Annotated in this window: 25 protein-coding genes; 18 read left to right on the top strand and 7 right to left on the bottom strand. The window is 70.5% G+C overall.

Annotation, left to right across the window (positions count from 1 at the left end; genetic code table 11):
* Positions 1–8 precede the first annotated feature (8 nt).
* From ABCS02_RS18120 to ABCS02_RS18100, 5 genes are all read left to right on the top strand, one after another.
* Positions 9–1,022, top strand: coding sequence for a LacI family DNA-binding transcriptional regulator (locus ABCS02_RS18120; RefSeq protein WP_345837064.1), 1,014 nt, complete (start codon positions 9–11; stop codon positions 1,020–1,022).
* Positions 1,023–1,120: 98 nt separating this feature from the next.
* Positions 1,121–2,308, top strand: coding sequence for a Gfo/Idh/MocA family oxidoreductase (locus ABCS02_RS18115; protein ID WP_345837063.1), 1,188 nt, complete (start codon positions 1,121–1,123; stop codon positions 2,306–2,308).
* Between the two features lie 92 nt (positions 2,309–2,400).
* On the top strand, positions 2,401–3,093 hold the full coding sequence (locus tag ABCS02_RS18110; RefSeq protein WP_345837062.1) for a ThuA domain-containing protein: 693 nt from the start codon (positions 2,401–2,403) through the stop codon (positions 3,091–3,093).
* On the top strand, positions 3,078–4,175 hold the full coding sequence (locus tag ABCS02_RS18105; protein ID WP_345837061.1) for a Gfo/Idh/MocA family oxidoreductase: 1,098 nt from the start codon (positions 3,078–3,080) through the stop codon (positions 4,173–4,175). The genes ABCS02_RS18110 and ABCS02_RS18105 overlap by 16 nt, the downstream gene beginning before the upstream one ends.
* Before the next feature lie 42 nt (positions 4,176–4,217).
* On the top strand, positions 4,218–5,402 hold the full coding sequence (locus tag ABCS02_RS18100; RefSeq protein ID WP_345837060.1) for an ROK family protein: 1,185 nt from the start codon (positions 4,218–4,220) through the stop codon (positions 5,400–5,402).
* Between the two features lie 71 nt (positions 5,403–5,473).
* Here the strand turns inward: ABCS02_RS18100 and ABCS02_RS18095 are convergent, their stop codons facing one another.
* The gene (locus tag ABCS02_RS18095) at positions 5,474–6,673 is read right to left on the bottom strand and encodes a Gfo/Idh/MocA family oxidoreductase (protein ID WP_345837059.1); all 1,200 of its coding nucleotides are present in this window, start codon (positions 6,671–6,673) and stop codon (positions 5,474–5,476) included.
* Between the two features lie 223 nt (positions 6,674–6,896).
* On the opposite strand from ABCS02_RS18095, the gene ABCS02_RS18090 reads away from it, so the two are divergent.
* Complete coding sequence (locus ABCS02_RS18090) at positions 6,897–8,126, top strand: multidrug effflux MFS transporter (protein WP_345837058.1); 1,230 nt, start codon at positions 6,897–6,899, stop codon at positions 8,124–8,126.
* Positions 8,127–8,153: 27 nt separating this feature from the next.
* Positions 8,154–8,843 carry a phosphatase PAP2 family protein gene (locus ABCS02_RS18085; RefSeq protein ID WP_345837057.1) on the top strand — a complete coding sequence of 230 codons (690 nt, stop codon included), beginning with the start codon at positions 8,154–8,156 and terminating at the stop codon, positions 8,841–8,843.
* Here the strand turns inward: ABCS02_RS18085 and ABCS02_RS18080 are convergent.
* Both ABCS02_RS18080 and ABCS02_RS18075 read right to left on the bottom strand, forming a co-directional pair.
* Positions 8,815–9,687, bottom strand: a complete 873-nt coding sequence (locus ABCS02_RS18080) for an aminoglycoside phosphotransferase family protein (protein WP_345837056.1) — start codon at positions 9,685–9,687, stop codon at positions 8,815–8,817. The two genes, ABCS02_RS18085 and ABCS02_RS18080, sit on opposite strands and share 29 nt — an antisense overlap.
* On the bottom strand, positions 9,684–10,505 hold the full coding sequence (locus ABCS02_RS18075; RefSeq protein WP_345837055.1) for an AraC family transcriptional regulator: 822 nt from the start codon (positions 10,503–10,505) through the stop codon (positions 9,684–9,686). The genes ABCS02_RS18080 and ABCS02_RS18075 overlap by 4 nt, the downstream gene beginning before the upstream one ends.
* Positions 10,506–10,522: 17 nt before the next feature.
* On the opposite strand from ABCS02_RS18075, the gene ABCS02_RS18070 reads away from it, so the two are divergent.
* Positions 10,523–11,131, top strand: a complete 609-nt coding sequence (locus tag ABCS02_RS18070; RefSeq protein ID WP_345837054.1) for an N-acetyltransferase — start codon at positions 10,523–10,525, stop codon at positions 11,129–11,131.
* Positions 11,132–11,137: 6 nt separating this feature from the next.
* On the opposite strand, the gene ABCS02_RS18065 is transcribed toward ABCS02_RS18070, so the two are convergent.
* From ABCS02_RS18065 to ABCS02_RS18055, 3 genes are read right to left on the bottom strand one after another with little or no spacing between them, the layout of a single operon-like run.
* On the bottom strand, positions 11,138–11,698 hold the full coding sequence (locus ABCS02_RS18065) for a hypothetical protein (protein WP_345837053.1): 561 nt from the start codon (positions 11,696–11,698) through the stop codon (positions 11,138–11,140).
* Complete coding sequence (locus ABCS02_RS18060) at positions 11,695–11,940, bottom strand: hypothetical protein (protein ID WP_345837052.1); 246 nt, start codon at positions 11,938–11,940, stop codon at positions 11,695–11,697. Before ABCS02_RS18060 ends, ABCS02_RS18065 begins: the two co-directional genes overlap by 4 nt.
* A 49-nt stretch (positions 11,941–11,989) precedes the next feature.
* Positions 11,990–13,495 (bottom strand): alpha-N-arabinofuranosidase, encoded by a 1,506-nt coding sequence (locus ABCS02_RS18055; protein WP_345837051.1) that lies wholly within the window; start codon positions 13,493–13,495, stop codon positions 11,990–11,992.
* Positions 13,496–13,560: 65 nt separating this feature from the next.
* Between ABCS02_RS18055 and ABCS02_RS18050 the strand changes: the two genes are divergently transcribed.
* The 6 genes from ABCS02_RS18050 to ABCS02_RS18025 all read left to right on the top strand — a co-directional run bounded on the left by ABCS02_RS18050 (position 13,561) and on the right by ABCS02_RS18025 (position 20,660).
* Positions 13,561–14,595 carry a LacI family DNA-binding transcriptional regulator gene (locus tag ABCS02_RS18050; protein ID WP_345837050.1) on the top strand — a complete coding sequence of 345 codons (1,035 nt, stop codon included), beginning with the start codon at positions 13,561–13,563 and terminating at the stop codon, positions 14,593–14,595.
* A 110-nt stretch (positions 14,596–14,705) separates the two neighbouring features.
* Complete coding sequence (locus tag ABCS02_RS18045; protein ID WP_345837049.1) at positions 14,706–15,947, top strand: ABC transporter substrate-binding protein; 1,242 nt, start codon at positions 14,706–14,708, stop codon at positions 15,945–15,947.
* A gap of 74 nt (positions 15,948–16,021) precedes the next feature.
* Positions 16,022–16,969 carry a sugar ABC transporter permease gene (locus tag ABCS02_RS18040; protein WP_345837048.1) on the top strand — a complete coding sequence of 316 codons (948 nt, stop codon included), beginning with the start codon at positions 16,022–16,024 and terminating at the stop codon, positions 16,967–16,969.
* On the top strand, positions 16,966–17,856 hold the full coding sequence (locus tag ABCS02_RS18035; protein ID WP_345837047.1) for a carbohydrate ABC transporter permease: 891 nt from the start codon (positions 16,966–16,968) through the stop codon (positions 17,854–17,856). The genes ABCS02_RS18040 and ABCS02_RS18035 overlap by 4 nt, the downstream gene beginning before the upstream one ends.
* Positions 17,856–19,118 carry a family 1 glycosylhydrolase gene (locus tag ABCS02_RS18030; protein ID WP_345837046.1) on the top strand — a complete coding sequence of 421 codons (1,263 nt, stop codon included), beginning with the start codon at positions 17,856–17,858 and terminating at the stop codon, positions 19,116–19,118. The genes ABCS02_RS18035 and ABCS02_RS18030 overlap by 1 nt, the downstream gene beginning before the upstream one ends.
* Positions 19,119–19,145: 27 nt before the next feature.
* Positions 19,146–20,660 (top strand): alpha-N-arabinofuranosidase, encoded by a 1,515-nt coding sequence (locus ABCS02_RS18025; RefSeq protein WP_345837045.1) that lies wholly within the window; start codon positions 19,146–19,148, stop codon positions 20,658–20,660.
* 12 nt (positions 20,661–20,672) lie between these two features.
* On the opposite strand, the gene ABCS02_RS18020 is transcribed toward ABCS02_RS18025, so the two are convergent.
* A complete protein-coding gene (locus ABCS02_RS18020) occupies positions 20,673–21,320 on the bottom strand; it encodes a TetR/AcrR family transcriptional regulator (protein WP_345837044.1) in 648 nt (215 codons plus the stop codon).
* A 153-nt stretch (positions 21,321–21,473) separates the two neighbouring features.
* On the opposite strand from ABCS02_RS18020, the gene ABCS02_RS18015 reads away from it, so the two are divergent.
* The 4 genes from ABCS02_RS18015 to ABCS02_RS18000 all read left to right on the top strand — a co-directional run bounded on the left by ABCS02_RS18015 (position 21,474) and on the right by ABCS02_RS18000 (position 25,942).
* On the top strand, positions 21,474–23,153 hold the full coding sequence (locus ABCS02_RS18015; RefSeq protein ID WP_345837043.1) for an ABC transporter substrate-binding protein: 1,680 nt from the start codon (positions 21,474–21,476) through the stop codon (positions 23,151–23,153).
* A 97-nt stretch (positions 23,154–23,250) separates the two neighbouring features.
* The gene (locus ABCS02_RS18010; RefSeq protein ID WP_345837042.1) at positions 23,251–24,075 is read left to right on the top strand and encodes an ABC transporter ATP-binding protein; all 825 of its coding nucleotides are present in this window, start codon (positions 23,251–23,253) and stop codon (positions 24,073–24,075) included.
* Positions 24,072–24,884: an ATP-binding cassette domain-containing protein gene (locus tag ABCS02_RS18005; RefSeq protein WP_345837041.1), complete on the top strand. Its 813-nt coding sequence runs from the start codon at positions 24,072–24,074 to the stop codon at positions 24,882–24,884. Before ABCS02_RS18010 ends, ABCS02_RS18005 begins: the two co-directional genes overlap by 4 nt.
* A complete protein-coding gene (locus tag ABCS02_RS18000; RefSeq protein WP_345837040.1) occupies positions 24,881–25,942 on the top strand; it encodes an ABC transporter permease in 1,062 nt (353 codons plus the stop codon). The genes ABCS02_RS18005 and ABCS02_RS18000 overlap by 4 nt, the downstream gene beginning before the upstream one ends.
* The last annotated feature ends 8 nt before the right edge of the window (positions 25,943–25,950 follow it).

Below are 25,950 nucleotides of genomic sequence, written 5' to 3'. Positions count from 1 at the left end.
GTGTCTCCATGCCTCAACCGTCCGCGCCGAGCCGTCCGACGCTGGAGGCGATCGCGCAGCGGGCGGCGGTGTCGCTGTCCACGGTGTCGAAGGTCCTGAACGGCCGGCCGGGGGTGTCCGCGCCCACCCGGGCGCGGGTCGAGAAGCTGCTGCACGACTCCGGCTACGCGCGCCGCGGCCCCGATCCGGAGCGCGGCGGACTGGTCGAGCTGGTGGTCGCCGACCTGCTGAGCGAGTGGTCGGTGGAGATCATCCGCGGCGTCGAGCGGATCGCGCGCGAGGCCGGCTTCGTGCTCGCGCTCTCCGCCCTCGGCGACCATCTCGAACCCGGACGCGACTGGATCACCGGCGTGCTCAGCCGGAAGCCGGTCGCGGTGATCCTGCAGTTCTCGAACCTGACGGCCGAGCACCGGCAGCAGCTGCGCACCCGCAACATCCCGTTCGTGGTCGTGGACCCGGCGGGCGATCCGCCGCCGGACGTCCCCGCGATCGGCGCCACCAACTGGGCGGGCGGGGTCGCGGCGACGCGGCACCTGCTGGGGCTCGGCCACACCCGGATCGCGGTGGTCTCCGGCCCGCCCGACCTGGAGTGCTCGCGCGCCCGGGTCGCCGGGTACCAGTCGGCGCTGGCGGAGGCCGGCCTCCCGTTCGACCCGCGGCTGGCCGGTGTCGGCGACTTCCGCCGGGAGGACGGGGAGCGCGAGGCGCGCCGCCTGCTCGGCCGGACCGACCGTCCCACCGCGATCGTCTGCGGCAACGACCTGCAGGCGCTCGGGGCGATGGACGCGGCGTTCGCGCTGGGGCTGGACGTGCCGGGCGACGTGTCGATCGTCGGCTTCGACGACGTCGCGCCGGCTTCCTGGGCGCGGCCGGCGCTGACGACGGTCCGGCAGCCGCTGCAGGAGATGGCGGAGGTCGCGACGCGCACCGCGCTGCGCCTGCGTGCCGGGGCCGTCGAGAACACCCGGCTGGAGCTCGCGACCTCGCTCGTCGTGCGCGACTCCACCGCGGCGCCGCGCTGACGCGTCTACGAAAGTTTTCCAAGCTCGGCGAGAAACTTGCGGGGTGAAAATCCCGTTCGTTAGCGTCCACCAGGACAACATGCGAAGGAGCGGGACGGATGACTTCAGCGGCACGCGAGCTGCGGGTGGCGATGGTCGGCTACGGGTTCATGGGCGCCGCCCACTCCCAGGGCTGGCGGGTCGCGCCGCGGTTCTTCGACCTCGCCGCCGAGCCGGTCATGTCCACGATCGTCGGCCGCGACCGGGAACGCGTGGAGGCCGCCCGCGCGAAGCTCGGCTGGCAGCGCGCCGAGACCGACTGGCGGCGCGCGGTCGAGGACCCCGACATCGACGTGATCGACATCTGCTCGCCGGGCGCCTCGCACGCCGAGATCGCCATCGCCGCACTGGAGGCGGGCAAGCACGTCCTCTGCGAGAAGCCGCTCGCCAACACGGTCGCCGAGGCGGAGGCGATGGTCGCCGCCGCCAAGCGCGCGGCGGAGCGCGGCGTCCGCTCGATGGTCGGCTTCAGCTACCGTCGCGTCCCCGCGATCGGCTACGCGCGCCGCCTGGTGCAGGAGGGCCGCCTCGGCGCGATTCGCCAGGTGCGCGCCCTCTACCTGCAGGACTGGCTGAGCGACGAGAACGGCCCGATGACCTGGCGGCTCGACAAGGAGGCCGCCGGCTCCGGATCGCTCGGCGACATCGGCGCGCACGCGATCGACCTGGTCGAGCACCTGACCGGCTCCCGGCTGGAGTCGGTCTCCGGCACACTCGCCACGTTCGTCGAGGAGCGGCCGCTGCTCGGCGAGACGGTCGGGCTCTCTGGCACGGCCTCCAGCGAGCGCGGCCGGGTGACCGTGGACGACGCCGCCTGGTTCACGGCGCGGCTCAGCGACGGTGCCGCGGCGGGCGCGATCGGCGCGTTCGAGGCGACCCGCTACGCGACGGGCCGCAAGAACGCGCTGCGGATCGAGCTGAGCGGCTCCCGCGGCGCGATCGCCTTCGACCTGGAGGCGATGAACGAGCTCCAGTTCTACGACGCCACCGCCCCGGCGGGGGAGCAGGGCTTCACCCGGATCATCGTGACCGAGCCGGAGCATCCCTACATGGCGAACTGGTGGCCGACCGGGCACGCGATCGGCTACGAGCACGCCTTCAGCCACCAGATCGCGGACTTCGTGGACGCGATCACCAGCGGCGCAGACCCCGAGCCGTCCTTCGCGGACGGCCTGCACATCCAACGCGTGCTCGACGCCGTCGAGCGCTCCGCCGCCGCAGCCTCCGCCTGGACCCCCACCTCCTGACCCCCGCCCGCGCGTCGAGAAGGCGCAAACCACCCCGAAAAGCGCCGACTGGGCGGATTATCCGCCGCCTCGGCGGACAGAACGGACCAACCATGACCAGACAAGCCCTCGTCGTCCGCGGCGGCTGGGACGGGCACATGCCCGTCGAGACCACGAACCTCTTCATCCCGTTCCTGGAGGAGAACGGCTTCGCCGTGCGGGTGGAGGAGAGCCCCGCCGTCTACACCGACGAGGCGTTCATGGACACGGTCGACCTCGTCCTCCAGATCAACACCATGAGCACCATCGAGCCGGCGGAGTTCGCGGGCCTGCAGCGCGCGATCCTGAACGGCACCGGGATGGGCGGCTGGCACGGCGGGATCGCCGACGCGTACCGGAACAACGCCGACTACCTGCACATGATCGGCGGCCAATTCGCCCACCACGCGGGCAAGGACCCGGCGGAGCGCATCGGCGAGCAGTCGGACAATTACATCCCGTACACCGTCAACATCACCGAGTACGGCGCCTCCCACCCGATCACGGCGGGCATCGCGGACTTCGACCTGGAGACCGAGCAGTACTGGGTGCTGAGTGACGAGTACAACGACGTCCTGGCCACGACGACGCAGACGGTGCGGCCGTGGGACGCCTGGAACCGCCCGGTCACCGCGCCCGCGATCTGGACGCGGCAGTGGGGCAAGGGCCGCATCTTCGTCTCCGCCCCCGGCCACCGGCTGGAGATCGTGGAGTCCCTGCCGGTGCGCACGATCATCGAGCGGGGGCTGCTGTGGGCCGCCCGCTGAACGTCGGGGTCGTCGGCGTCGGCGTCATCTCGGCGCAGTACTTCGCGGAGTTCCCGAAACTGCCGAACCTGCGCCTGCGCGCGGTCGCCGACCTCGACCTCGAACGCGCGCGTGCCGTCGCGGCCGAGCAGGGCGTCGAGGCGATGACCGTGGACGGTCTGCTCGCGCATCCCGACGTGGATGTCGTGCTCAACCTGACCATCCCGCTCGCCCACGCGGACATCGCGCTGCGCGCGCTCGCGGCGGGCAAGCACGTCTACGGCGAGAAGCCGCTGGCGCTCACGACGGCGGAGGCGGCGCCGGTCCTCGCGGACGCGGCCGCGCGCGGGCTGCGGGTGGGCTGCGCGCCGGACACCGTGCTCGGCACCGGCATCCAGACCGCGCGCGCCGTGCTCGACGAGGGCAGGATCGGCGTGCCGCTCGGCGCCGCCGTGGCGTGGACGGCGCCCGGTCACGAGCTGTGGCATCCGGCGCCCGCGTTCTACTACCAGCCCGGCGGCGGCCCGCTGTTCGACATGGGGCCGTACTACCTGACGTCGCTCGTGACGTTCTTCGGGCCGGTGGTCCGGGTGTCCGGGGCGACCCGGCGGTCGGACCGCGTGCGCACGGTCGCCACCGGGCCGAATGCGGGAGCCGCGCTGCCGGTGGACGTGGACACGCACGTCACGGCGATCCTGGAGCACGCCTCCGGAGTGGTCTCGACCGTGACCGTCTCGTTCGAGGTGTGGGCCTCCCGCGTGCCGCTGTTCGAGGTCTACGGGACGGCGGGGACCCTCGCCGTGCCCGACCCCAACCACTTCTCCGACCCGGTGTCGGTCGCGACGGCGGAGGACCGCGAGTTCCGGGAGGTGGAGGTCGCGGGCGGTTACGCCGACGCGGGCCGCGGCTACGGCCTCGCCGACCTGGCCCGCGCGATCGAGACCGGCCGGCCGCACCGCGCCTCCGGTGAGCTGGCCTTCCACGTGCTGGAGATCATGGAGGCCGCGCTCGCCGCCGGCGGCCGGCACGAGGTCGTCACGCTGACCTCCACGGTCGAGCGGCCGGAGGCGGTGCCCGTGGGGACGCGACCCGAAACATGGTGAGGTCCGCCGCACCCTCGGACCTGTAATACAGTGACCGGGACCATGAACGGCAGGACGACGGCGGGGACGAACCTCGACACGGTGCGGCGGCACAACCTCTCCGCCGTGCTCGGGATGGTGCACCGCGAGGGGCCGTTGGCGCGCTCCGCGCTCACGCAGGCGACCGGGCTCAACCGCTCGACCATCGGCGCGCTGGTCGCCGAGCTGGCCGAGTTCGGGCTGGTGCGCGAGCGCGAGCCGGAGACCAGCAACCGGGTCGGGAGGCCGTCCCCGGTCGTCGCCGCCGACGGCCGGGTCGTCGCGCTCGCCGTGAACCCCGAGGTCGACGCGGTCACCGTCGGCGTCGTCGGGCTCGACGCGCAGGTGCACCGCCGGGTGCGCTATCCCACCGGGCACGTGCCGACCGCCGCGGAGGCCGCCGCCATCGCCGCCGCCGTGATCGACGGGCTGCGGCCCGAGCTGGCCGCGGCCTCCCGGGTCGTCGGCGTCGGCGTCGCGGTGCCCGGACTCGTGCGGGAGGAGGACGGCGTCGTCCGGCTCGCCCCGCACCTGGAGTGGGCGGAGGAGCCCTTCGCCGCCGAGCTCGCCGCGGCCACCGGCTATCCCGTCGCCGCCGCGAACGACGCCAGCCTGGGCGCGAACGCCGAACGGCTGTTCGGCGCCGGGCAGGGCGCGGCCGACCTCGTCTACGTCAACGGCGGCGCGTCCGGCATCGGCGCGGGCGTCATCGTCGGCGGGAGGCCGCTGACCGGCATCAGCGGTTACGCCGGCGAGCTCGGCCACACCCTGGTGAACTCGGTGGGCGTGCGCTGCCACTGCGGCGCGATCGGCTGCCTGGAGACCGAGGTCAGCCAGCGGGCGCTGCTGCGGGTGCTCGGGCTGGCCTCCGCCGACCCGGACGAGCTCTCGTGGGCGCTCGGCGCGGCCGTCGCGGCGGGCGACGCGGCTGTGCTCGCCGAGGTGGACCGCCAGCTCGGTTTCCTCGCGACCGCGCTGCGCAACGCGACCAACGTCTTCGACCCGGACCGGATCGTGCTCGGCGGATTCCTGGGCGCGCTGCACGAGCTCGCGCCCGAGCGGCTCCCCGCGCTCGTCGCCGCGCAGGCGCTCGCCGCCTCCGCCGAGACCCTCACCATCACGCGCGCCGCCCTCGGCAGCGACATCCTCCTCATCGGCGCCGCCGAACTCGCCTTCACCCCGCTCCTCGCGTCCCCCTCCGCCCCGTAGCCCCTCAATCTCTTCCGGAGTTGTGTACGCCCGCGCCCGGCGTGTTGCGTACACAACTCCGGAACGGATGGTTACTGGGGGGCGTCTCCGTGGTCGGGGATGGGGAGGCGGGCGCCGTTCTGGAGGGCGCTCTGGTGGGCGACGATGCCGGGGAGGGTGTAGCGGGCGGCCTGCCAGGCGTTGACCGGCGGGAGGGTGCGCGTGTTCACCGCGCGCACGAAGTCGTCGGCGAGGAAGTGGTGGCTGCCTTCGTGCCCGTTCGTCACGTGGTCGAACTCGCGCGGCAGCCGCGTGCGGTCGTGGATGGGCGCGCTGCCCGACGTGAACGCGTCGCGCAGCGCGGGCGAGACGTGCGCGAGCGACGGGTCGTCCGGCGACAGCGTCGGCTTCGGCTGCAGCAACTCGGTGAGGTCCGTCACGCCCTCCTTGTCGGTGCGGTGCGAGACCGTCGCGAGCTGCTCGAAGCTGCCGTCCGTGCCGAAGAAGCGGAAGCGCGACTCCCGGATGTGCGACGGATAGCCGACCCGGCGGAACTCGTTCGTCCGGAACGACCCGCCGCCCGCGACCTCGAACAGCGCGGTCGCGTTCGAGAAGTCGTTGCCGAACATGCTCACCTCGCGGTCGAAGACACCGTCGCCGCGGTCGTCGGTGACGCCGATCGCCGAGACGCTGACCGCGTGCGTGTCCCACGCGCCGAGGATGCCGCCGATCGAGTGCGTGGGGTAGAGCAGGGGCGGATAGCTGGCCGTCGCCTTCCAGGCCTCGCCGCCGGAGTACCGGTAGGCGTCGTAGAAGCCGAGGTCCATGTCGTGCACGTAGTCGCCCTCGGCGTAGAAGACGCGGCCGAAGGCGCCCTCCGCGATCTGCGACCGCGCGTAGACGGTGGCCGGGTTGTAGTGGCTGGTCTCGCCCATCATGTAGGTGAGGCCGGTGCGGCGCACGGCGTCGATGATCGCGGCGATCTCGTCGGCGCTGATCGCCATCGGGACGGCCGAGTAGACGTGCTTGCCGGCCTCCAGGGCGCGCACGACGAGCGGGCCGTGCGTCCAGCGCTGGGTGAAGATCGCGACGGCGTCCACGCGCGGGTCCTCGAGCGCGGCCTCGAACGAGGGGAGGGCGCCGTCGAGGCCGTACTCGGCGACCAGCCGCTCCGCGCGCTCCGGCAGCAGGTCGGTGGCGTACACCGCGCTCACGCCGGGGTGCAGCGCGAACAGCTTCGCGAACTGCCCGGCGAACTGGCCGGCGCCGATCATGGCGATGGAGAAGGTCATGTCACTCGCTCTCTGTGTCGTCTTCCGTCGGCGCCGCGGAAACGCCGCAATGCGCACGTTCACATTCTGGCCCGGAACGCGCTAGTATGGACACGCGCCCGCGATCGAATCGATTCGAACGGGCGGCTCCCAGCACCGCGATCCCGTCGCGGTGCTGTCGTTTTGCGTCCAGTGCCGGACGCGTGCCCCTCCCCACACGCCCTCCAGCAGAAGGACTCTTTTCGTGACCACCGTCGTGCATCCCGGCGACTCGCTCACCGGCCGCCAGCGCCTGGCGTACATCCTGATCCTCGGCGCGCTCACCGCACTCGGGCCGTTCACGATCGACATGTACCTGCCCGCGCTGCCGACGCTGGAGTCCGACTTCCACGTCTCCACCGCGATGATCCAGCTCACGCTGACGGCGACCACGATCGGCTTCGGCCTGGGCCAGCTCCTGGTCGGCCCGTGGTCGGACAAGATCGGCCGCCGCATCCCGCTCATCGCGGCCACCGGCGTCCACATCTTCGCGTGCCTCGCAGCGGCGGTCGCGCCCAACGTCGAGCTGCTCGGCATCGCCCGCGCGCTGATGGGCATCGGCGCCGCCGCCGGCGGTGTGGTCGCGATGGCGATGGTCCGCGACCTGTTCGGCGGGCGTCCGCTCGTGCGGATGCTGAGCCGGCTCGCGCTCGTCAACGGGCTCGCGCCCGTCCTGGCCCCTGTCATCGGGTCGTGGCTGCTTCTGGTCATGCCGTGGCGGGGCATCTTCGTCGTGCTCGCCTGCTACGGCGTTTTCGTGATCACGTGCGTGTCGCTGTGGATCACCGAGACCCTCCCCAAGGCGCGCCGGCACGACGCCGGCCACTCGACGGTCGGCCAGCGGTACCGCTCGGTGCTGAGCGACCGGGTCTTCGTCGGCATCGCGATCGTGGGAGCCGCGAACTTCACCGGCCTGTTCTCGTACCTGTCGGCGAGCCCGTTCATCTTTCAGGGCCTCTACGCCTTCACGCCCCAGGAGTACGGCCTCCTGTTCGCGGTCAACTCGATCGGCATCATCATCGGCGTGCAGTCGGCGTCGCGCCTGACCAAGTATTTCGGGCCGCAGTGGATCCTCGCCGTCTCGACGGCGGTGATGTTCGTGGCGTCGGTCGCGATCGTCGTGCTCGACCAGGCCCACGCCGGGCTGTGGGGCGTGGCGATCCCGCTGTGGTTCTTCATCGCGGCCTGCGGTTTCGGCTTCCCGTGCGTGCAGGTGCTGGCGCTGAACAACCACGGTCACGAGGCCGGGACGGCGGCGAGCCTGCTCGGCGCGCTCAACTTCGGCGCGGCGGGCGTGTTCTCTCCGATCGTCGGCCTGCTCGGCACCGGGAGCGCAGGGCCGATGGGCGCGATGATGGCGATCTGCGCTGCGGTGTCCATCGGGTCGCTGTGGCTGGTCGTGCGGCCGCGGACGGTGCCGGCGCTCGGGCACTGAGGCGGCGGGCCGCGCTAGCGTGATCCCATGACCGCGTCGCCTCCCCTCCACACCGCCGCGCGCATCCAGCGCCGCTGGCCGCTGATCTCGGCGTCGGTGGCGATCGGCCTCGTGCTGGTGATGGGTGCGATCATCGCGTTCCGGCCGACCGAGCCGTTCGTCGTCGACCTGGAGTGGATGGCCGAAGTGGTCGAGCACCGGTCGCCGGTGTGGACCGTCCCGGCCCTGTTCTTCGACTGGGTCGGCGGCGGGATCGTCGGCTCGGTGGTGATCCCCGTCGTGATCTTCCTGCTGCTGCTGGCCTTCCGGAGGCCGTGGGGCGCGGGCTTCTTCGCCATCGCGAGCGTCGTGTCGGTGGTCTGCGTGCAGGTCCTCAAGCACACGGTCGGCCGGGCGCGCCCGTCGGAGATCCTGGTGGTCGCCGATCCGGGTTCATTCCCGTCCGGGCATACGGCGAACGCGGCGACGATGGCGGTCGTGTTCGGCATCCTGTTCCCGCGCGTCTGGGTGTGGTGCGTCGGCGGCGCGTGGGCGATCCTGATGGCGATCAGCCGCACCTACCTCGGCGCGCACTGGCTGAGCGACACGATCGGTGGCCTCCTGCTCGGAGCCGGCGTCGCGGTCATCGTCTGGGCGCCGCTGGCGTACAAGCTGGCGGAGGAGAGCGCCCGGCCGCACCCGTTCTTCCTCAGCGCGGCGGCCCGGGCGAAGACGTAGCCGGAGGCGCGTCCAGCGCCCGCATCGCCGCGATCCCGATGCCCATCGCGATCGTCGCGTCACCGGCACTGCGCTCCGACCACGCCGCCGACAGCCCGGCCCAGGCGAGCGCCCAGCGCAGCATCCGCCGCCGCGCGATCCCGGTCTCGTCCGCTATCACCGCCACGGTGCGCTCCAGCCGTCCCGGCGCGAGCGCGACCTCCGCCGACGGGTTGCACAGGATGTTCGCGAGGTCGAAGCCCGGATCGCCGTGGATGTGCTTGGGGTCGATCGCGAGCCAGCCGTCGCCCGCGAAGTCGAGCACGTTGCCGTGGTGGATGTCGCCGTGCAGCACCACGTCGCCGTCCGGTGAGGCGAGCAGCGCCCGGGCTTCGGCCGCCGCGCTGGCGAACATTCCGTCGTGGGCATGCGGTCGGTCGGCGGCGTGCTGGAAGAGCTCGGCGAACCAGCGCGGGAGGTCGACCAGGCCCTCCGGTCGCGGCCGGTCGGTCACCGTGTGCAGGCGCAGCGCCGCCCGGCAGAGGATGCGGGTCGCCTCGTCGTCCCCATCCGCGCCGGAGGCCGTCAGCGACTCCAGCGAGCGGCCGCCCGTCGCGCGCGCGAGCACGAGCGCGTCGCCCTCCGCGGCGAGCACCGGCGCCGCACCGCGGCCGTCCCACCAGCGGAGCACGCGCCCGCCCGCGGCCTCCTCGGGGTGCGTCGCCAGCTTGAGGAACGCCGCCCTGCCCTCCCGCACCACCGGCTGCAGCACGCTCGACGGTGTGGCGAAGGCCGCACCGTCCGGCGTCAGCGCCCAGCGCGCCCGCCACGGGGCGAGCAGGGCGTCGGGATCGCGCTGCGTCACGTGCGCCGGCTCTCGGCCGCGTACGCGCCGGGCGTCAGGCCGACCACGGCCTTGAACTCCCGGTTGAAGTGCGCCTGATCCGCGTAGCCCAGCTCGGCCGCGAGCTGCGCGAGCGCGGGAGGCTCCGGCTCGCGCAGGGCTGCGGCGGCCTCCTGCAGCCGGTAGCGCTGGATCAGCCACTTCGGCCCGAATCCGACGTGCCCGGCCACGAGCCGCTGCAGGCGGCGCACGCCGATCGCGAACCGGTCGGCGAGCTGCTCCACCCGGCGTAGCTCGCGGTCCGACTCGACCGCGGCGACGATCGCGTCCACCAGCCGCGCGTCGGCGTCGGGGGCCGGGAGGCCGCCCAGCGCGGCCTCGACGACCGCGATCGCGCCCTCCGCGTCGTCGTCGGCGAGCCGTTCGCGCACCGCGCCGACCGCGTCGGTGAGCGTCCGTACCGAGAGCGCGTCGAGCGGGATCACCGCGGGAGCTCCACGCAAAGAGCCGCCCACCCACTCCCGCGCCACGCCGGGTCGCAGCAGCGCGCCGAACGCCCAGCCGTCGCCGGTCAGCGTCCTCCCGGACAGCCCGCGGCTCGCCCGGTACAGCGCCGCAGTGTCCGCCTCGATCACCAGGTTCGCGGTCGGATACTCCAGCACCGCCTCGCGCACGCTCGCGCCGGCGGGGAGGGACCACCGCGGCAGCCAGTAGTGCCGCACGAACGCGGCGGCCGCCTCACCCGGAGCGCGCCGCTCGATCCGGACAGGCACAGCGTCGGCGGCTCCAGGGGTGAGCCGGCCCTTGCTCAGCGGCCCTGCGACGGTGGACGAGGTCACGCTGCCATACTTTCACGGTGACTTCGATCCGACCGTACCGTCCGGCCGACCGCGCGGACGTCTACGACATCTGCGTCAGGACCGGGGCGAGCGGTGCCGACGCGCGCGGGCTCTACTCCAGCGACGACCTCCTGCCCGACGTCTTCGCCGGGCCCTATGTGGAGTACCAGCCCGACCTCGCGTTCGTGGTCGACACCGGCGACCGGGTCGCCGGATACGTGATAGCTGTGGCGGACAGCCACGCGTTCGCCGACTGGTACGACGAGCACTGGCTCCCCGGGTTCCGCGAGCGCTACCCGGTGGACGCGGCGCCGTCCGCCAAGGAGCGGGAGGCGATCGGGTTCGGGCTCGACCAGCATGAGGCGATCGTCCCGGAGGCCGACCGGTACCCCGCGCACCTGCACATCGACCTGCTGCCCGAGCTGCAGGGCCAGGGCTTCGGGCGCCGGCTCATCCGGGAGCTCCTGGGCGCGCTGAACGATCGCGGCGTGCCGGGCGTGTTCCTCCGGATGTCGCCGACGAACACCGGCGCGATGGCGTTCTACCGCCGGCTCGGCTTCGAGGAGCTGCCCTCCAGCCGCACCGACGCGCCCGCGCTGGCGATCGCGACGGACGCGGACGTCTGACCCGCCCTAGCGGAACCGCGGCATCCGCTCGAACCAGTACAGCAGCTCGGGCGACCGGCGCCGGAGCTGCGTCATGGTCAGGAAGTCCTCCGGCCGTGTCACCGGCACGTCGAGCTCCTCGGCGACCCGCTCCATGTCGTCCACCGACCAGAACTGCCCGCGCATCCGGATGAGCACGCGGCCGTCGCGCCCGGTGATGAAGAGCTGGGGGAGTGTGTCCAGTGTGCTGCCGTCGTAGAGGCGCACGATCAGGACGGAGCCGACGTCGACGGACCGCACGAACCGGGTCCGGCCGAAGAAGCCGCGCTCCCGGATGCCGTCCGCCTGGATCGTGATCGTCGCGCTGAGGAACGCGTACACGCCGAGGATCGTCGCCAGCACGACCAGCACGTGGGCGAAGAGGACGTACCTCCACTCGCCGTTCGGGATGGTGAGCCAGTACAGCACAGCGAACACCGGCGTGGTCAGCGCGAGCACGGCGGTGAGCCCGCGCGCGAACAGGTCGCGATGCGGGCGGAGTACAGTCCCCCTCGACACGTTCGTGCCGACCCCCTGATGGTTGCTCATCGGGTCGAGTCTGACGGATTCCCGGGGTCGTTTGTAGCGGCATTTTGGGGGACACGGCGTTCGGCCTCGGCGAGGTGCTTCACGCGCAGCGAACGCACCCGGAAGGCGGACAGGATGGTCGCCAGCACACCCACGGCGAACAGGATCACCGTGGCGAGATCGTGCATCGAGCGGCCGATCAACAGCGTCACCGCCGCGAGCGCCACGGTGGCGCAGAGCTGGGAGAGCATCTTGCCGGTCACTCCCATATCTAACATGCAGGACGGCCGTCGCGCCAAATCCGCCGAGCGGTCAGCCCAGCGCGACCGCCGTCCAGGAGACCGGGGGCAGCTCCACCGTCAGCACGCCGTCCGCGACCCTCGCCGTGCCGTTCGCGCTCAGCCCGACGCGCTCCGGCTCGGCCAGCGTGTTCTTCGCGTACACGTCGTCGTCGAACAGGCTGAGCGCCTCCCGCACCGCGGTCGCGCCCAGGTCGCGGACGTCGATGGTCACCGTCTCGGTCTCGGTGAGGCTGCGGTTCACCAGGAAGACCGCGGACTCGCCGGTCGCGGCGTCGTGCGTCGCGACCGCGTCCACCACGTCCGCGGAGCCGTGCACCGCGGTCTCGTAGCTGCCGGTGCGGACGGCCGGGCGCAGCACTTCGCCGCGCGCGAGCCGGCTCGTCACCGAGAACGGGAAGAACGTGGTCTGCCGCCAGGCCGCGCCGCCGGGCTCGGTCATGATCGGCGCGATCACGTTCACGAGCTGGGCGAGGGAGGCGCTGCGGACCCGGTCGTGGTTCTTCAGCAGCGTGATCAGGAGGTTGCCCACGACCACCGCGTCGGCGACCGAGTAGACGTCCTCCAGCTGCCGCGGGGCGATGCGCCACTCGTCGTTGACCTCCTGGGACGCCTGGTGCTCGTCCAGGTACCAGACGTTCCACTCGTCGAACGAGATGGCGATCCTCTTGGCGCTCTTGCGCTTGCTGCCGACGTGGTCCGCCGCCGCGACGACCGTGTCGATGAAGTACTGCATGTCCACGGAGGAGGCCAGGAACGACCCGAGGTCGCCGCCGCGCTCCTGGTAGTAGGCGTGCGCCGAGATGAAGTCGACGTTGTCGTAGGCGTGCTCCAGGACGGTGCGCTCCCAGTCGCCGAAGGTCGGCATCCCGGAGCCGGAGGAACCGCACGCGACGAGTTCGAGGTGCCGGTCGGCCGCCTTCATCGCCTGGGCGGTGCGGGCGGCGAGCTTGCCGTAGTCGTCGGCGGTCATGTAGCCGGTCTGCCAGGGGCCGTCCATCTCGTTGCCGAGGCACCACATCCGGATGCCGTGCGGCTTGACCGTTCCGTTCGCGATCCGCTGGTCGCTGAGGGCGGTGCCGGACGGGTGGTTGGCGTACTCCAGGAGGCCGAGCGCCTCCTCGATGCCACGGGTGCCGAGGTTGACCGCGAGCATCAGCTCCGAGCCGGTCAGCTTCAGCCAGCGCGAGAACTCGTCCAGGCCGACCTGGTTGGTCTCCAGGGAGTGCCAGGCGAGGTCGCGGCGCACGGGACGCTGGTCGCGCGGCCCGACGCTGTCCTCCCAGCGGAAGCCGGAGACGAAGTTGCCGCCGGGGTAGCGGATGGTGGTCGCGCCGAGCTCCTTCACCAGCTCGACCACGTCGAGGCGGAAGCCGTCCTCGTTCGCGGTCGGGTGCCCGGGCTCGTAGATGCCGTCGTAGACGCAGCGGCCGAGGTGCTCCACGAACGAGCCGAAGATGCGCCGGTCGATGGTGGCGACGTGGGCGGAGCGGTCGAGGGTGATGGTGGTCTCAAGCATCGCCGAATGCTATCAACGTTGTAAATTGACTACCAACGCATTTCGAAAGCGAGGGGGATCATCCGATGGTCGCGACACTGAAGGACGTGGCCGGCGCCGCCGGCGTCTCGGTGAAGACAGTCTCCAACGTGGTCAACGGCTACGAATTCGTGAAGGCGGCGACGCGGGAGCGGGTGCTCGCCGCGATCGACGAGCTCGGCTACCAGCCGAATCTCGCCGCTCGCAACCTGCGGGCGGGGCGCACCGGGGTGATCGGCCTCGCCGTCCCGTCGCTCAGCTTCAGCTACTTCGCCGAGCTCGCCGACGCTGTGCTCGAGGCCTCCAGGAAGCTCGGCTTCGTGACCCTGATCGAGCAGACCGGGGGAGACCGGGACGCGGAGCTGGAACTGCTGCGCGGCTCGCGGCTGTCGATGCTGGACGGCCTGATGTTCTCGCCGCTGGGGGTGTCGATGGACGACGTGGACTCCCTGAACGTCGACTATCCGCTGGTGCTCCTCGGCGAGCGCATCTTCGGCGGCCCCACCGATCACGTGGTGATGCAGAACGTGGAAGGCGGGTACGCCGCGACGGAGCACCTCATCGACATCGGTCGCCGGCGCATCGCCGTGCTCGGCGCCCACGTCGCCGAGCGGGTGGGCTCGGCCGCGTTGCGCCTGGAGGGGTATTACGCCGCGCTGAAGGACCGCGGCATCGACGCCGCGGACGAGCTGGTCGTGTTCCGCGAAGGCTGGCATCGCACGGACGGGGCGGCGGCCACCCGGCAGCTGCTGGAGTCCGGCGTCGCGTTCGACGCGATCTTCGCGCTGAACGACGAGCTGGCGCTGGGCGCCCTGCGCGTGCTCAATCAGGAGGGCGTCCGGGTGCCCGATGAGGTCGCGGTCATCGGCTTCGACAATCTGATCGAGGGGCAGTTCGCCATGCCGAGTCTCAGCACCATCGATCCCGGTCGGCCGGACATCGCCCAGCGCGCCGTCGACGCGCTGATCGAGCGCATCGGCGACCGCGGAGGGAGGGTCGGCGGACCGCGCAAGATCGAAGTCCCCTTCGCGACGGTCGTCCGCGAATCGTCACTCTCGACCGCAGCGATCCCCGCTCTCTGAACTCGATTGACATCTCGAAAGGGATGCTCCTATAATCCGATACAACGTTGAAAATTCAACGTTGTAAACCCGGAGATCGGCCCGTCGCCGGTCGACCTGAGAGGCATTCAATGAAGAAACTCATCGCAGCCGTCGCGCTCGCGGCCGGTGCGGCAGTGGCCTTGGCGGGCTGCTCGGGCACGGGCGCGGCGTCGTCCGACAGTCACGTCGACCTCACCTTCTGGCACGGCTACACCGAGGCCGACGGCAAGGTCCTGGATCAGATCGTCGCCGACTTCAACAAGTCGCAGAAGAACATCACCATCACGACCACCACCAAGACGTGGGCCGTCATCGGAGACACCCTGCTCCCCGCCCTCTCGGCGAAGAAGGGCCCCGACATCGTGGCCGTCCCGGCCGAGACCCTGCCGGTCTACGCGAGCAAGGGCGCCTTCGCGAAGCTCGACGACTTCTACGCCGGTGACGTCAAGAACGCCAGCCTCAACCCGCGCGCGGTGGAAATGGAGAAGGTCGCCGGGGCGTACTACGGCGTCCCGACCGGCTTTGTCCCGCTCTCGGTGATCTACAACAAGACGCTCTTCCAGAAGGCTGGGATCGCCACCTTCCCGACCACGTGGGACGAGTGGGTCGCCGACGCCAAGAAGCTCACCGACCCGACGACCGGGCAGTACGGCCTCGCCCTCCCCGATCACGCCACGGTGGGCAATGGAGTCTGGGCCAGCCTGTTCTACGGCAACGGCGGCGAGCTGGTGAACGGCTCGAAGTCGGTCGTCGACTCGGCGGCCAACCAGGAGACGCTGAGCTACTGGTCGAAGGCCGTCATCCAGGACAAGATCTCGCCGACCGGCCTCGACGGTGTCGGGTCCGACAAGCTGTTCTCGTCCGGCAAGGCCGCGATGGAGATCGGCGGCCCGTGGATGGCCGGCGTCGCCCAGTCCAACAACATCGACTACGGGATCGCCGGGATCCCGGCCGGCCCGAAGGCCTCCGCCTCCTCGGCCATCGGCATCTCGGCCGCGGTCACCGCGCAGGCCGACCCGACCAAGCAGGCCGCGGCGAAGAAGTTCTTCGACTATTTCTTCACCAAGGAGGTCGCGACGAAGTGGTCGCTCGGCTCCGGCTGGCCGCCGCTGCGGACCGACATCCCCGCCTCCGCGGTCTCGTCCAACCCGGTCGTCGAGTCGCTGACGAAGATCGCCGGCAGCGCGCGCCCGCTCCTGCCGGGCATCGCGAACAGCACCGACGTGCTCTCGGCGGTCGACGAGGCCACCCAGAAGGCGCTGACCGGAGGCGACCCGGCCTCCCTGCTGAAGGACGCCTCCGCCAAGGCTCAACAGGCCCTCGGCAAGTGACCCACCCGCGGGCCGTCGCCCCTCGCCCGGGGACGACGGCCCGCACTCCCGACGACAGCTCCACGGAAGTCACCATGACCAGTCTCACCCGCACCCGCACGCGGCGCCCCTACCGGCCGCCGGCGCCGCTCGGCGGCCGCCGCGGCACCGGACGCGGCAGGGCAAGGACGGCGCTGCTGTTCCTGCTCCCCGCGCTCGTGATCCTCATCGCCTTCGTGGGCTGGCCGATGCTCTCGGCGCTCCGGCTCTCCTTCACGAACGCGAGCGGGTTCGGCGCGGAGAACTGGGTCGGGTTCGACAACTACGTGCGGATCTTCACCGACCCGCAGATCCTCGCGACCCTCGGCAACACGGCCGTCTACACGGTCATGTTCACGCCGACGGCGCTCATCGCGGCCCTCCTGCTCGCGCTCCTGCTCACCAACAAGCGGCTGCTCGCGCGGGGCTTCTTCCGCACGGCCCTCTTCCTGCCGTTCATCGTCTCCCTCGCCGTCGCCGCGTTCGCGTGGAGCTACCTGCTCGACCCGCAGGTCGGTCTGCTGAACTTCTGGCTGCGCAGCGCGGGGATCCAGCTCGGCAACGTGCTCCAGGACCCCGTGCTCGCGACGCCGACCGTCGTGCTGGTCGCGATCTGGAAGAACTTCGGCTTCTACATGGTCATCTTCATCGCCGGACTGCAGGAGATCCCGGAGTCGCTCTACGAGGCGGCGAAGATCGACGGCGCGGGCGCCTGGCGCCGATTCATCAGCGTGACCCTCCCGCAGCTCAGCAACACGCTGGCGTTCGTCGTCGTGTTCGCGATGATCGCCGCGCTGCAGGCCTTCGACCAGATCTACGTGATGACCGGAGGCGGCCCGTACCGCACGACGCAGACCGTCGTGATGGAGATCTACCAGGAGGGCTTCAAGAAGCTCGACCTCGGTCTCGCGACGGCCCTCTCGTACGTGCTGCTGGCCGCCACCCTCATCCTCAGCCTCATCCAGTTCCGGTTCTTCGGACGACGCGAGAAGGACATCGCATGACGTCGACCACTGCACAGCGCGCCTCCGCTCCGGCGCGGACGACGCCCCGATCGCCCCGGCCGCGCTTGGGTCGCAGGGCGGAGCGCTGGCTGCTGTTCGCCGCCGTGCTCGTCCTGACGCTGATCGTCCTCCTGCCGGTGATCGTCATCGTGCTGACCGCCTTCAAGCCGGCCGCCGAGATCAACGCCTTCCCGCCGACGCTTTGGCCCGGCGCCTGGACGCTCGACAACTTCGCCAAGATCTTCAACGACCTGCCGTTCGCCAGGCTCTTCCTCAACAGCGTGGTCTTCGCCGGAGGCGTCACCCTCTTCGCGCTGGTGTTCGACTCCCTGGCCGCCTACGCCCTGGCGCGTATCGACTTCCGGGGCAGCAAGGTGCTCCTGATCGTCATCGTCGCCAGCCTGATGATCCCGTTCCAGGCGACGCTGATCCCCGTCTACCAGCTCGTGGCGCAGCTCGGCTGGGTCAACACGTTCGCCGGGCTGATCATCCCGCGCGCGGCGGACGCGTTCGGGATCTTCTTCCTCCGGCAGTTCTTCATCGCCCTGCCCCGCGATCTCGACAACGCCGCGCGGATCGACGGCGCGAGCGAGTTCCGGATCTTCCGCAGCATCGTGCTGCCGAACGCGGTGCCCGCGCTGCTGACGCTCGCGATCTTCACCTTCGTGAACAACTGGAACGACCTGCTCTGGCCGCTGGTGTTCACGACGTCTCCGGAGATGGGGACGATCACCTCCGGCCTCACGCTGCTGACCGGCCCGAGCGGCATCATCCCCTACGGGACCATGATGGCCGGGTCGCTGATCGCGGTCCTGCCGCTCGCCGTCATGTTCCTGATCATGCAGCGCCGCTTCATCGAGAGCGTCGCGACCACGGGGCTCAAGTGATGGCGCCGCGCTGGTTCGAAGACGGCCGCCTGCGCCTCGGCCTCGGGATCGAGGACACCTTCGTCCCGCAGTCCCGGCCGGAGGAGCGGGCCATCGACGAGTACGAGCTCACCGAGCACTACGAGAGGTTCGCCGGCGACTTCGCGCTCGCCGCGGGCGTCGGCGCGGAGCTGCTGCGCTGGGGTGTCCCGTGGTACCGCGTGGCGCCGGAGCCCGGCCGATGGGACTGGGACTGGACCGACAGGGCTGTCGACGCACAGCTGGCCGCCGGCCTGCGTCCTGTGATCGACCTGCTCCACTACGGGACGCCGGTCTGGCTGGACGACCAGTTCGCGAACGCCGACTACCCGCAGCATGTCGAGGAGTACGCCGCACGTTTCGGCGAACGCTACGGCGACCGGGTCTTCGACTACACGCCGGTCAACGAGCCGGTCATCCACGCGCTCTTCTGCGGGGAGTACGGTTACTGGCCGCCCTACCTCACCGGCGCGGCGGGCTTCGCGGCGATCGCCGCCAACCTGGCTCGCGGATTCGTGCGCAGCCAGCGCGCGCTCGCCGAGCGCGTCGGCGCGGCAGCGACGTTCGTGCACGTCGACGCCGCCATGAGTTTCGTCGGCGACGACAGCGCTCCCGAGCACCGCGACGAGGCGGAACGCCTGCGGCATCAGGTGCACCTGGTCGAGGATCTGGTCACCGGCCGGGTCGACGCCCGGCATCCGATGCTCGACCGGATCGCCCCGGCCATCCCCGACGGCGAACTGCAGTGGTTCCGCGACAACGCGGTGGAGCCGGACGTGATGGGCGTCAACTACTACCCGCGGCACTCCACCGAGCTGTTCGAGCCGGGGGTCCGCCACAGCGGCGGGTTCGCCGACCCGCGACCCAGCGTTGACCGCGGAACCGACGGCCTGCGCGAGGCGCTCACGTCCTTCGGCGCGCGCTACGGAGCGCCCGTCATGGTCACCGAGACGTGCGTCACCGGCACCGTGCGGGAACGCCTCGACTGGCTCGACGCGTCACTCGCCCTGGTGGAGGACATGCGTGCCTCGGGCGCGGACATCGTGGGGTTCACCTGGTGGCCGCTCTTCGACATGTACGAGTGGACCTGGCGCCACACCCAGCGCCCACGCGCCGACCACCTCCTGACGATGGGCCTCCACGACCTGGTGGAGTCGCCGACGGGGCTGCTCCGCGTCGCCAACCCCGTCGCCCACCGCTACCGAGAGCACGCAAGTCGGCTCGCCGCGCCGGCCGCACACTGACCGAAACACGATCACCGGAAGAAACACATGCACACTGCACGCCTCACCCTCCAGCCCGCCGCGACGATCGGGGCGATCAACCCCCGGCTATACGGCTCTTTCCTCGAGCACCTGGGCCGGGCGGTCTACGACGGGATATACGAGCCCGGGCATCCGACGGCGGACTCCGACGGCTTCCGCACCGACGTGATCGAGCTGGTCAAGGAGCTGGGCGTCTCGACGATCCGCTATCCCGGAGGCAATTTCGTGTCCGGCTTCCGGTGGGAGGACTCGGTGGGACCGCGCGAACTGAGGCCACGGCGGCTCGACCTCGCGTGGCACACGACCGAGACGAACGAGGTCGGCCTGCACGAGTTCCAGAGTTGGCTCGACAAGGTCGGCAGCGAGCTCATGCTGGCCGTGAACCTCGGCACCCGAGGGGTGCAGGAGGCGCTCGACCTGCTCGAGTACGCCAACCACCGTGGTGGCACCGCGTTCTCGGACCGGCGCATCGCCAACGGCCGGACCGAACCGCTCGACGTCCGCATCTGGTGCCTCGGCAATGAGATGGACGGGCCGTGGCAGCTGGGCCACAGCTCCGCGGAGGAGTACGGCCGGCTGGCCGCCAAGACCGCCGGCGCGATGAAGGCGTACGACCCGGACCTCGAGCTGGTGGTCTGCGGCTCCTCGAGCTCGTCGATGCCGACCTTCGGCGAGTGGGAGCGCGTCACGCTCACCGAGACCTACGAGCACGTCGACTACATCTCCTGCCACGCCTACTACGAGAACACGGGCGACCTCGGCAGCTTCCTGGCCTCCGGCGTCGACATGGATTACTTCATCCGCAGCGTCATCGCCACGGCCGACCACGTGAAGGCCGTCCGGGGCAGTGACAAGAGCATCGACATCTCGTTCGACGAGTGGAACATCTGGTACAACACGCGGTTCGAGAACGTCGACCGGATCACCGGCGTCGACAACTGGCCGATCGCGCCGCGGCTGCTCGAGGACACCTACACCGTCGCCGACGCGGTGGTGTTCGGCAGCCTCCTGATCACCATGCTGAAGCACGCCGACCGGGTGACCAGCGCCTCACTCGCCCAGCTCGTCAACGTGATCGCTCCGATCATGACCGAGCCGGGCGGCGCGTCCTGGAAGCAGACGACCTTCTTCCCGTTCGCCGCCACCTCCGCGCACGCCCGCGGTGTCGCCCTGGACGTGGCCGTCGCCTCCGACACCTACCGGACCGAGCGCTTCGGCGAGGTCGCGCTGGTGGACGCCGTCGCCGCCTTCGACGAGGCGACGGGGCGCTACGCCGTCTACGCGGTCAACCGCGCCGTCGACACCGCCACCGAGCTCGTCATCGACCTCACCGCCCTCGGCGCCGCGGCGGACGGGCTCGCGGTGTCGGTCCGCACGCTCAGCGACGCCGACATCGACGCCGCCAACACGCATGACGACCCCGAGCGCGTCGCGTTGGCGGACCTCGCCCACACCAGGGACGGCGACCTTCTGCGGATCGAGCTCCCCGCCGTGTCGTGGACGGAGATCCTGCTGGGTTGAGAGGGGTGCCGCTCAGGCGCCCCGCACGTACGTGGTCAGCCCGGGCCCCGGCCGCAGCACCCCGTTCACGATCGCCTCGATGGCGAACTCGCTGGCCCCCGCGAGGTCCACCGACGCCGGATCGAGCAGCCACTGCAACTGGAGGCCGTCCATCACGGCGAGGATGGACGCCGCGGCCCGGTCGATCGTGTCCGGATCGGTCACGCCCTCCTGGGCGCAGAGCGCGCGGAAGGCGGCGTCGATCTCGGCCCGGAGGTTGCGGTAGCGCTCCTGGAAGTAGGCCGTCGCCGGGTGTCCCTCGGTGACCGACTCCGCCGACAGCACGGTGAACACCTGGACGATTCCCGGCCGAAGCGCGTTGCGCTGCGCGGTGGCGACGAGGTGCGCGAACAGCGCTGGGCCACCGGGGATGTGCTGGTCGGCGAGGTGGGCGACGTCGTCCCTGTCGCGGAACTCCAGCACCTCCAGCAGGAGGTTGTTCTTCGACCCGAAGTGGTGCAGGACGCCGGCGTGCGTCATCCCGACCTGCTCGGCGATGTCGGCGAGCGTGCCGTTGGTGGACCCCTTGGCCCCGAACGTCTCGATCGCCGCGCGCAGGATGTCGATGCGCTTCTGCTCGGTCTCCGGACGGGTGCCGGTGGTGCTGCCGTTGATGGCCATGGCCGTCCCTCCTGCCGTGCTGGTTGCGGCCGAGCTTACCAGCCAGTAACCTCACCTCAACCAACTTGCTTTCTGACCAGTAAGCAAGTTATCGTCAGCCGACATTCCGCAGCACCAGGGCACAACGGATGTGCCCGCCACGAAGGAGAAGCAATGAGGCTTAGGAAGTACCTGATCACGGCATCGGCGATCGCCGCCGTCGGCGCACTCGCGCTCACCGGCTGCTCGTCCGACGGAAAGTCCGGGGCGAGCACCGCCAGCACCGGCTCGCTCACCGTCGCCAAGCCGGATGGCGCGGCCATCCTGGCGACCCAGATCAACAACCCGTTCATCACCACCGGCTCGGGCATGTCGCTCGGCTACGACCGGATGATCTACGAGCCCCTCGCGATCGTCAACCCGGTCGGCAAGAACGAGACCACCCCGTGGCTCGCCTCGAAGGTGCAGTGGAACGCGGACTACACCCAGCTCACCGTCACCCCGCGCAAGAACGTCAAGTGGAGCGACGGCAAGGCGTTCACCGCCGACGACATCGTCTTCACCTACAACCTGATCAAGAACACTCCGGCTCTCGACCTCGGCGGCCTCAAGCTGACCGACGTCAAGAAGGACGGCGACAACGTGGTCCTGAACTTCAGCGAGTCGAAGTTCGTCAAGCAGGGCGACGTGCTGCAGGTCCCGATCGTCCCCGAGCACCAGTGGAAGTCCGTCTCCGACGCGACGAAGGACCCCGTGACGAACGCGGTCGGCACCGGCCCGTACACGATCAAGACCTTCTCGTCGCAGGGCGTCGTCCTCCAGGCGCGCAAGGACTACTGGGGCGGCACCGTCCCGGTGGCCCAGCTCAAGTATCTGGAGTACAACGACAACACCGGCCTCCTCCGCGCGCTGCAGAGCGGCGAGACCGACTGGGCGCAGATCTTCATCACGGACTACCAGAAGAACTACGTGGACAAGGACCCGAAGCACAACGTGTTCTGGGGCGCCAACGTCCTGAGCCCGGACATGATCGTGGTCAATACGGCGAAGGCCCCGTTCAACGACGTGGCACTCCGCAAGGCCGTCAACATGGTCATCGACCGCAAGGCGCACGCGACGACGGCGCGCAGCAACGCCGGTCCCGAGCTGACCAACGTCACGGGCATCCCGCAGCCGACCGGTGACCAGTACATCGCGTCCGACTACAAGGACCAGACCTTCAAGATCGACGTCGACGGCGCCAAGAAGGTCCTGACCGACGCCGGCTACACCTGGAAGTCCGGCGCGCTCACCGACCCGTCCGGCAAGGCGGTCTCCTTCACCCTGCAGGACCCGCAGGGCTGGAACGACTACGTCACGGGCATCCAGCTCGTCGCCACGCAGCTCAAGACCACGCTCGGCATCGACGCGAAGGTCGCGACTCCGGACGCCGACACCTGGTTCGCCAACGTCGCCTCCGGCAACTTCGACGCCGTGCTGCACTGGACGGGCTCCGGCTCGAACCCGTGGCACATCTACGACGACGTGATGAACTCCAGCTACCTCGACCAGGCCGCCGACGGCAAGGTCTCGGACAACTTCGGGCGCTACAGCAACCCGGAGGCCACCGCCCTGCTGAAGGAGTACGCCCAGGCGTCCGACGACAGCGCCCGCACCGCCGCGCTGGACAAGCTGCAGAAGATCTTCGTGGACGACGTCCCGGCGATCCCGATCGGCACCCACCCGCAGCTCGCCGAGTACAACACCCGGAAGTTCGTCGGCTGGCCGAGCGAGAAGGACCAGTACGCGACCGCCGACCCGACCCAGCCGTCGGCCGTCCAGGTGCTGATGAACCTGAAGCCCGCGGGCAAGTAGTCGCTCGGAGCGACCTCACCCAACCCGCTCGGGGTGGGCGGCGGCCTCGTGCCGCCGTCCGCCCTGGGCGATCCGCGGACAGCATGAAAGCGACGCCATGACAGACTCCCTTCTCTCCGTGCGCGACTTCTCGGTCGTGTACGACGTCGACCCGCCGGTCGCGGCGGTCAAGAACGTCTCCCTCGACATCAAGCGCGGCGAGATCGTCGGCCTCGCCGGCGAGAGCGGCTGCGGCAAGACCACCCTCGCCTACGGGGTGCAGCGCCTCCTGAAGCCGCCGGCGGTCATCACCAGCGGCAGCGTCGTCTTCCACGACGAGGGCGGCGAGGACATCGACATCAACGCCCTCGACGCGGAGCAGATGCGCCGCTTCCGCTGGGACAAGACCTCGATGGTCTTCCAGGGGGCGATGAACGCCCTCAACCCGGTGGCCACCATCGGATCGCAGCTCGACGACGTGTTCCAGGTTCACCGGCCGGAGATGAGCAAGGCCGAGCGCCGCGCGGCCGTCGTGGAGCTCCTGGAGATCGTCAAGGTGGGCGGCCAGCGGGTGCGCTCCTACCCGCACGAGCTCTCGGGCGGCATGCGCCAGCGCGTGATGATCGCGATGGCCCTCGCCCTCCGTCCGCAGCTCATGGTCATGGACGAGCCGACGACCGCGCTGGACGTGCTCGTCCAGCGCGAGATCCTCAAGCAGATCTCCCAGCTCCGCCACGACTTCGGCTTCTCGGTCGTCTTCATCACGCACGACCTCCCGCTGCTGCTGGAGATCAGCGACCGGATCGCGATCATGCGCGACGGCGAGATCGTGGAGCTCGCCACCGCCGAGCAGATCTGGACGAACCCGCAGCACGAGTACACGCAGAAGCTGCTGCAGTCGTTCCCGCGCCTCACCGGCGAGAGAGGGGTGGTCGTCCGATGACGACGCTCGAGTTCAGAAACGTCACCAAGATCTACAACGTCCGCGGCTCCGGGCAGCTCAAGGCCCTGGACGACGTCAGCTTCACGCTGGGCCAGCGCCAGACGATCGGCCTGGTCGGCCAGTCCGGCAGCGGCAAGTCCACGATCGCGAAGATCCTCACCCAGCTGGAGACACCGACCCGCGGCGAGGTGCTGCTTGACGGCGCCCCGATCCCGAAGTCGGGCAAGCGGCTGCGGCAGTACCGCCAGCAGCTGCGGATGGTCTTCCAGGACCCGTTCGCCTCCCTGAACCCCTCGCACACGATCCGGCACCACATCGAGCGCCCGCTCCGGCTGGACCACGTGGTCCCGAAGGGCGAGGTGGACGACGAGGTGCGGCGCCTGCTGCGCCGCGTCCAGCTCGACGCGGACGCCGTGATCGACCGCCGCCCGCACGAGCTGTCCGGCGGGCAGCGGCAGCGCGTGGCCATCGCCCGGGCGCTGGCCTCCCGGCCGACCCTGCTGGTCGCCGACGAGCCGGTGTCGATGCTCGACGTGTCGCTGCGCGTCGGCGTCCTGAACCTGCTCGCCGACCTGCAGCGCGAGGAGGGCCTCGGCGTGCTCTACATCACGCACGACCTGGCCACCGCGCGCCACTTCAGCGACGAGATCATCGTCCTCAACCAGGGCAGGATCGTCGAGCACGGCCCCGCCGACGACGTCATCCTCCGTCCGCAGGACCCGTACACCCGCGAGCTCCGCGCCGCGTCCCCCGACCCCGAGAAGCACTTCGGTGCCCTCAGCGCACAGACTGCAGGAGGTGCCTTGTGAGTGCAGAGACTCTCGACCCGACCCTCGTCGGCACGACCGCCACCCGGGCGGAGCGCCGCGGCGTCCGCGTCCCGTGGCGGTTCATCGGAGGCCGCGTGGCCTTCTACGTGTTCACCCTCTGGGCGGCGATCACGATCAACTTCTTCATCCCCCGCCTGATGAAGGGCGACGCCGTCTCCTCCTATATGGCGCGCAGCCAGGGCCAGCTCACCCCGGACGCCGAGAAGGCGCTGCGACTCCTGTTCGGCGTCGACAAGTCGGTGCCGCTCTGGCAGCAGTACCTCGACTACTGGAACATGCTGCTGCACGGCAACCTCGGCGTCTCCATCTCGACCGGCATGGCGCCGGTGGGCGACGCGATCGCCTCCGCCCTGCCGTGGACGCTCGGCCTGGTCGGCTTCGCCACGGTGGTCTCCTTCCTGATCGGCACCGGCCTCGGCGCGGTGATCGGCTGGCGGCGCGGCGGCAAGCTGGAGGTCTTCATCCCGATCACGACGTTCCTCGGCACGATCCCGTACTTCTGGCTCGGCCTGATCTTCATCGCGATCTTCTCCACCACGCTCGGCTGGTTCCCCGCGGGGCACGCCTACGAGCTCGGCGTGGACCCGGGCTGGAACGCCGACTTCATCGGCCAGGTGCTCTCGCACGGCGCCCTCCCGATGGCCACCATCGTGGTGGTCTCGATCGGCGGCTGGGTGCTCGGGATGCGCAACATGATGCTCACCGTGCTCGACGAGGACTACATCACCGTCGCGCAGGCGAAGGGCATGCCCGACCGGCGCGTGCTGTGGCGCTACGCCGCCCGCAACGCCGTGCTGCCGCAGATCCAGAGCTTCGCGCTCGCGCTCGGCTTCATCGTCAGCGGCACGATCGTGATGGAGATGGTGTTCTCCTATCCCGGCATCGGCCTGCTGCTGCTCAACGCGACCAACGCCAAGGACTACGCGCTCATGCAGGGCATCTTCCTGGTGCTCGTGCTCGCCGTCCTGATCGCGAACATCATCGCCGATATCGCGTACGCCATCCTCGACCCGCGCACTCGCCAGACGGAGGCCTGATCATGTCG

It is taken from the genome of Microbacterium sp. X-17 (assembly GCF_039615055.1).
Note: the sequence above shows the minus strand (reverse complement) of the source record. Positions and strands in the feature narration are given on the sequence as shown.

What these genes read in the sequence shown, in the direction of transcription:
- ABCS02_RS18120 (WP_345837064.1), top strand. Translation starts at nt 9, where the DNA reads ATGCCTCAACCGTCCGCGCCGAGCCGTCCGACGCTGGAGGCGATCGCG.
- ABCS02_RS18115 (WP_345837063.1), top strand. Translation starts at nt 1,121, where the DNA reads ATGACTTCAGCGGCACGCGAGCTGCGGGTGGCGATGGTCGGCTACGGG.
- ABCS02_RS18110 (WP_345837062.1), top strand. Translation starts at nt 2,401, where the DNA reads ATGACCAGACAAGCCCTCGTCGTCCGCGGCGGCTGGGACGGGCACATG.
- ABCS02_RS18100 (WP_345837060.1), top strand. Translation starts at nt 4,218, where the DNA reads ATGAACGGCAGGACGACGGCGGGGACGAACCTCGACACGGTGCGGCGG.
- ABCS02_RS18095 (WP_345837059.1), bottom strand. Translation starts at nt 6,673, where the DNA reads ATGACCTTCTCCATCGCCATGATCGGCGCCGGCCAGTTCGCCGGGCAG.
- ABCS02_RS18085 (WP_345837057.1), top strand. Translation starts at nt 8,154, where the DNA reads ATGACCGCGTCGCCTCCCCTCCACACCGCCGCGCGCATCCAGCGCCGC.
- ABCS02_RS18065 (WP_345837053.1), bottom strand. Translation starts at nt 11,698, where the DNA reads ATGAGCAACCATCAGGGGGTCGGCACGAACGTGTCGAGGGGGACTGTA.
- ABCS02_RS18055 (WP_345837051.1), bottom strand. Translation starts at nt 13,495, where the DNA reads ATGCTTGAGACCACCATCACCCTCGACCGCTCCGCCCACGTCGCCACC.
- ABCS02_RS18050 (WP_345837050.1), top strand. Translation starts at nt 13,561, where the DNA reads ATGGTCGCGACACTGAAGGACGTGGCCGGCGCCGCCGGCGTCTCGGTG.
- ABCS02_RS18045 (WP_345837049.1), top strand. Translation starts at nt 14,706, where the DNA reads ATGAAGAAACTCATCGCAGCCGTCGCGCTCGCGGCCGGTGCGGCAGTG.
- ABCS02_RS18040 (WP_345837048.1), top strand. Translation starts at nt 16,022, where the DNA reads ATGACCAGTCTCACCCGCACCCGCACGCGGCGCCCCTACCGGCCGCCG.
- ABCS02_RS18035 (WP_345837047.1), top strand. Translation starts at nt 16,966, where the DNA reads ATGACGTCGACCACTGCACAGCGCGCCTCCGCTCCGGCGCGGACGACG.
- ABCS02_RS18030 (WP_345837046.1), top strand. Translation starts at nt 17,856, where the DNA reads ATGGCGCCGCGCTGGTTCGAAGACGGCCGCCTGCGCCTCGGCCTCGGG.
- ABCS02_RS18025 (WP_345837045.1), top strand. Translation starts at nt 19,146, where the DNA reads ATGCACACTGCACGCCTCACCCTCCAGCCCGCCGCGACGATCGGGGCG.
- ABCS02_RS18020 (WP_345837044.1), bottom strand. Translation starts at nt 21,320, where the DNA reads ATGGCCATCAACGGCAGCACCACCGGCACCCGTCCGGAGACCGAGCAG.
- ABCS02_RS18015 (WP_345837043.1), top strand. Translation starts at nt 21,474, where the DNA reads ATGAGGCTTAGGAAGTACCTGATCACGGCATCGGCGATCGCCGCCGTC.
- ABCS02_RS18010 (WP_345837042.1), top strand. Translation starts at nt 23,251, where the DNA reads ATGACAGACTCCCTTCTCTCCGTGCGCGACTTCTCGGTCGTGTACGAC.
- ABCS02_RS18005 (WP_345837041.1), top strand. Translation starts at nt 24,072, where the DNA reads ATGACGACGCTCGAGTTCAGAAACGTCACCAAGATCTACAACGTCCGC.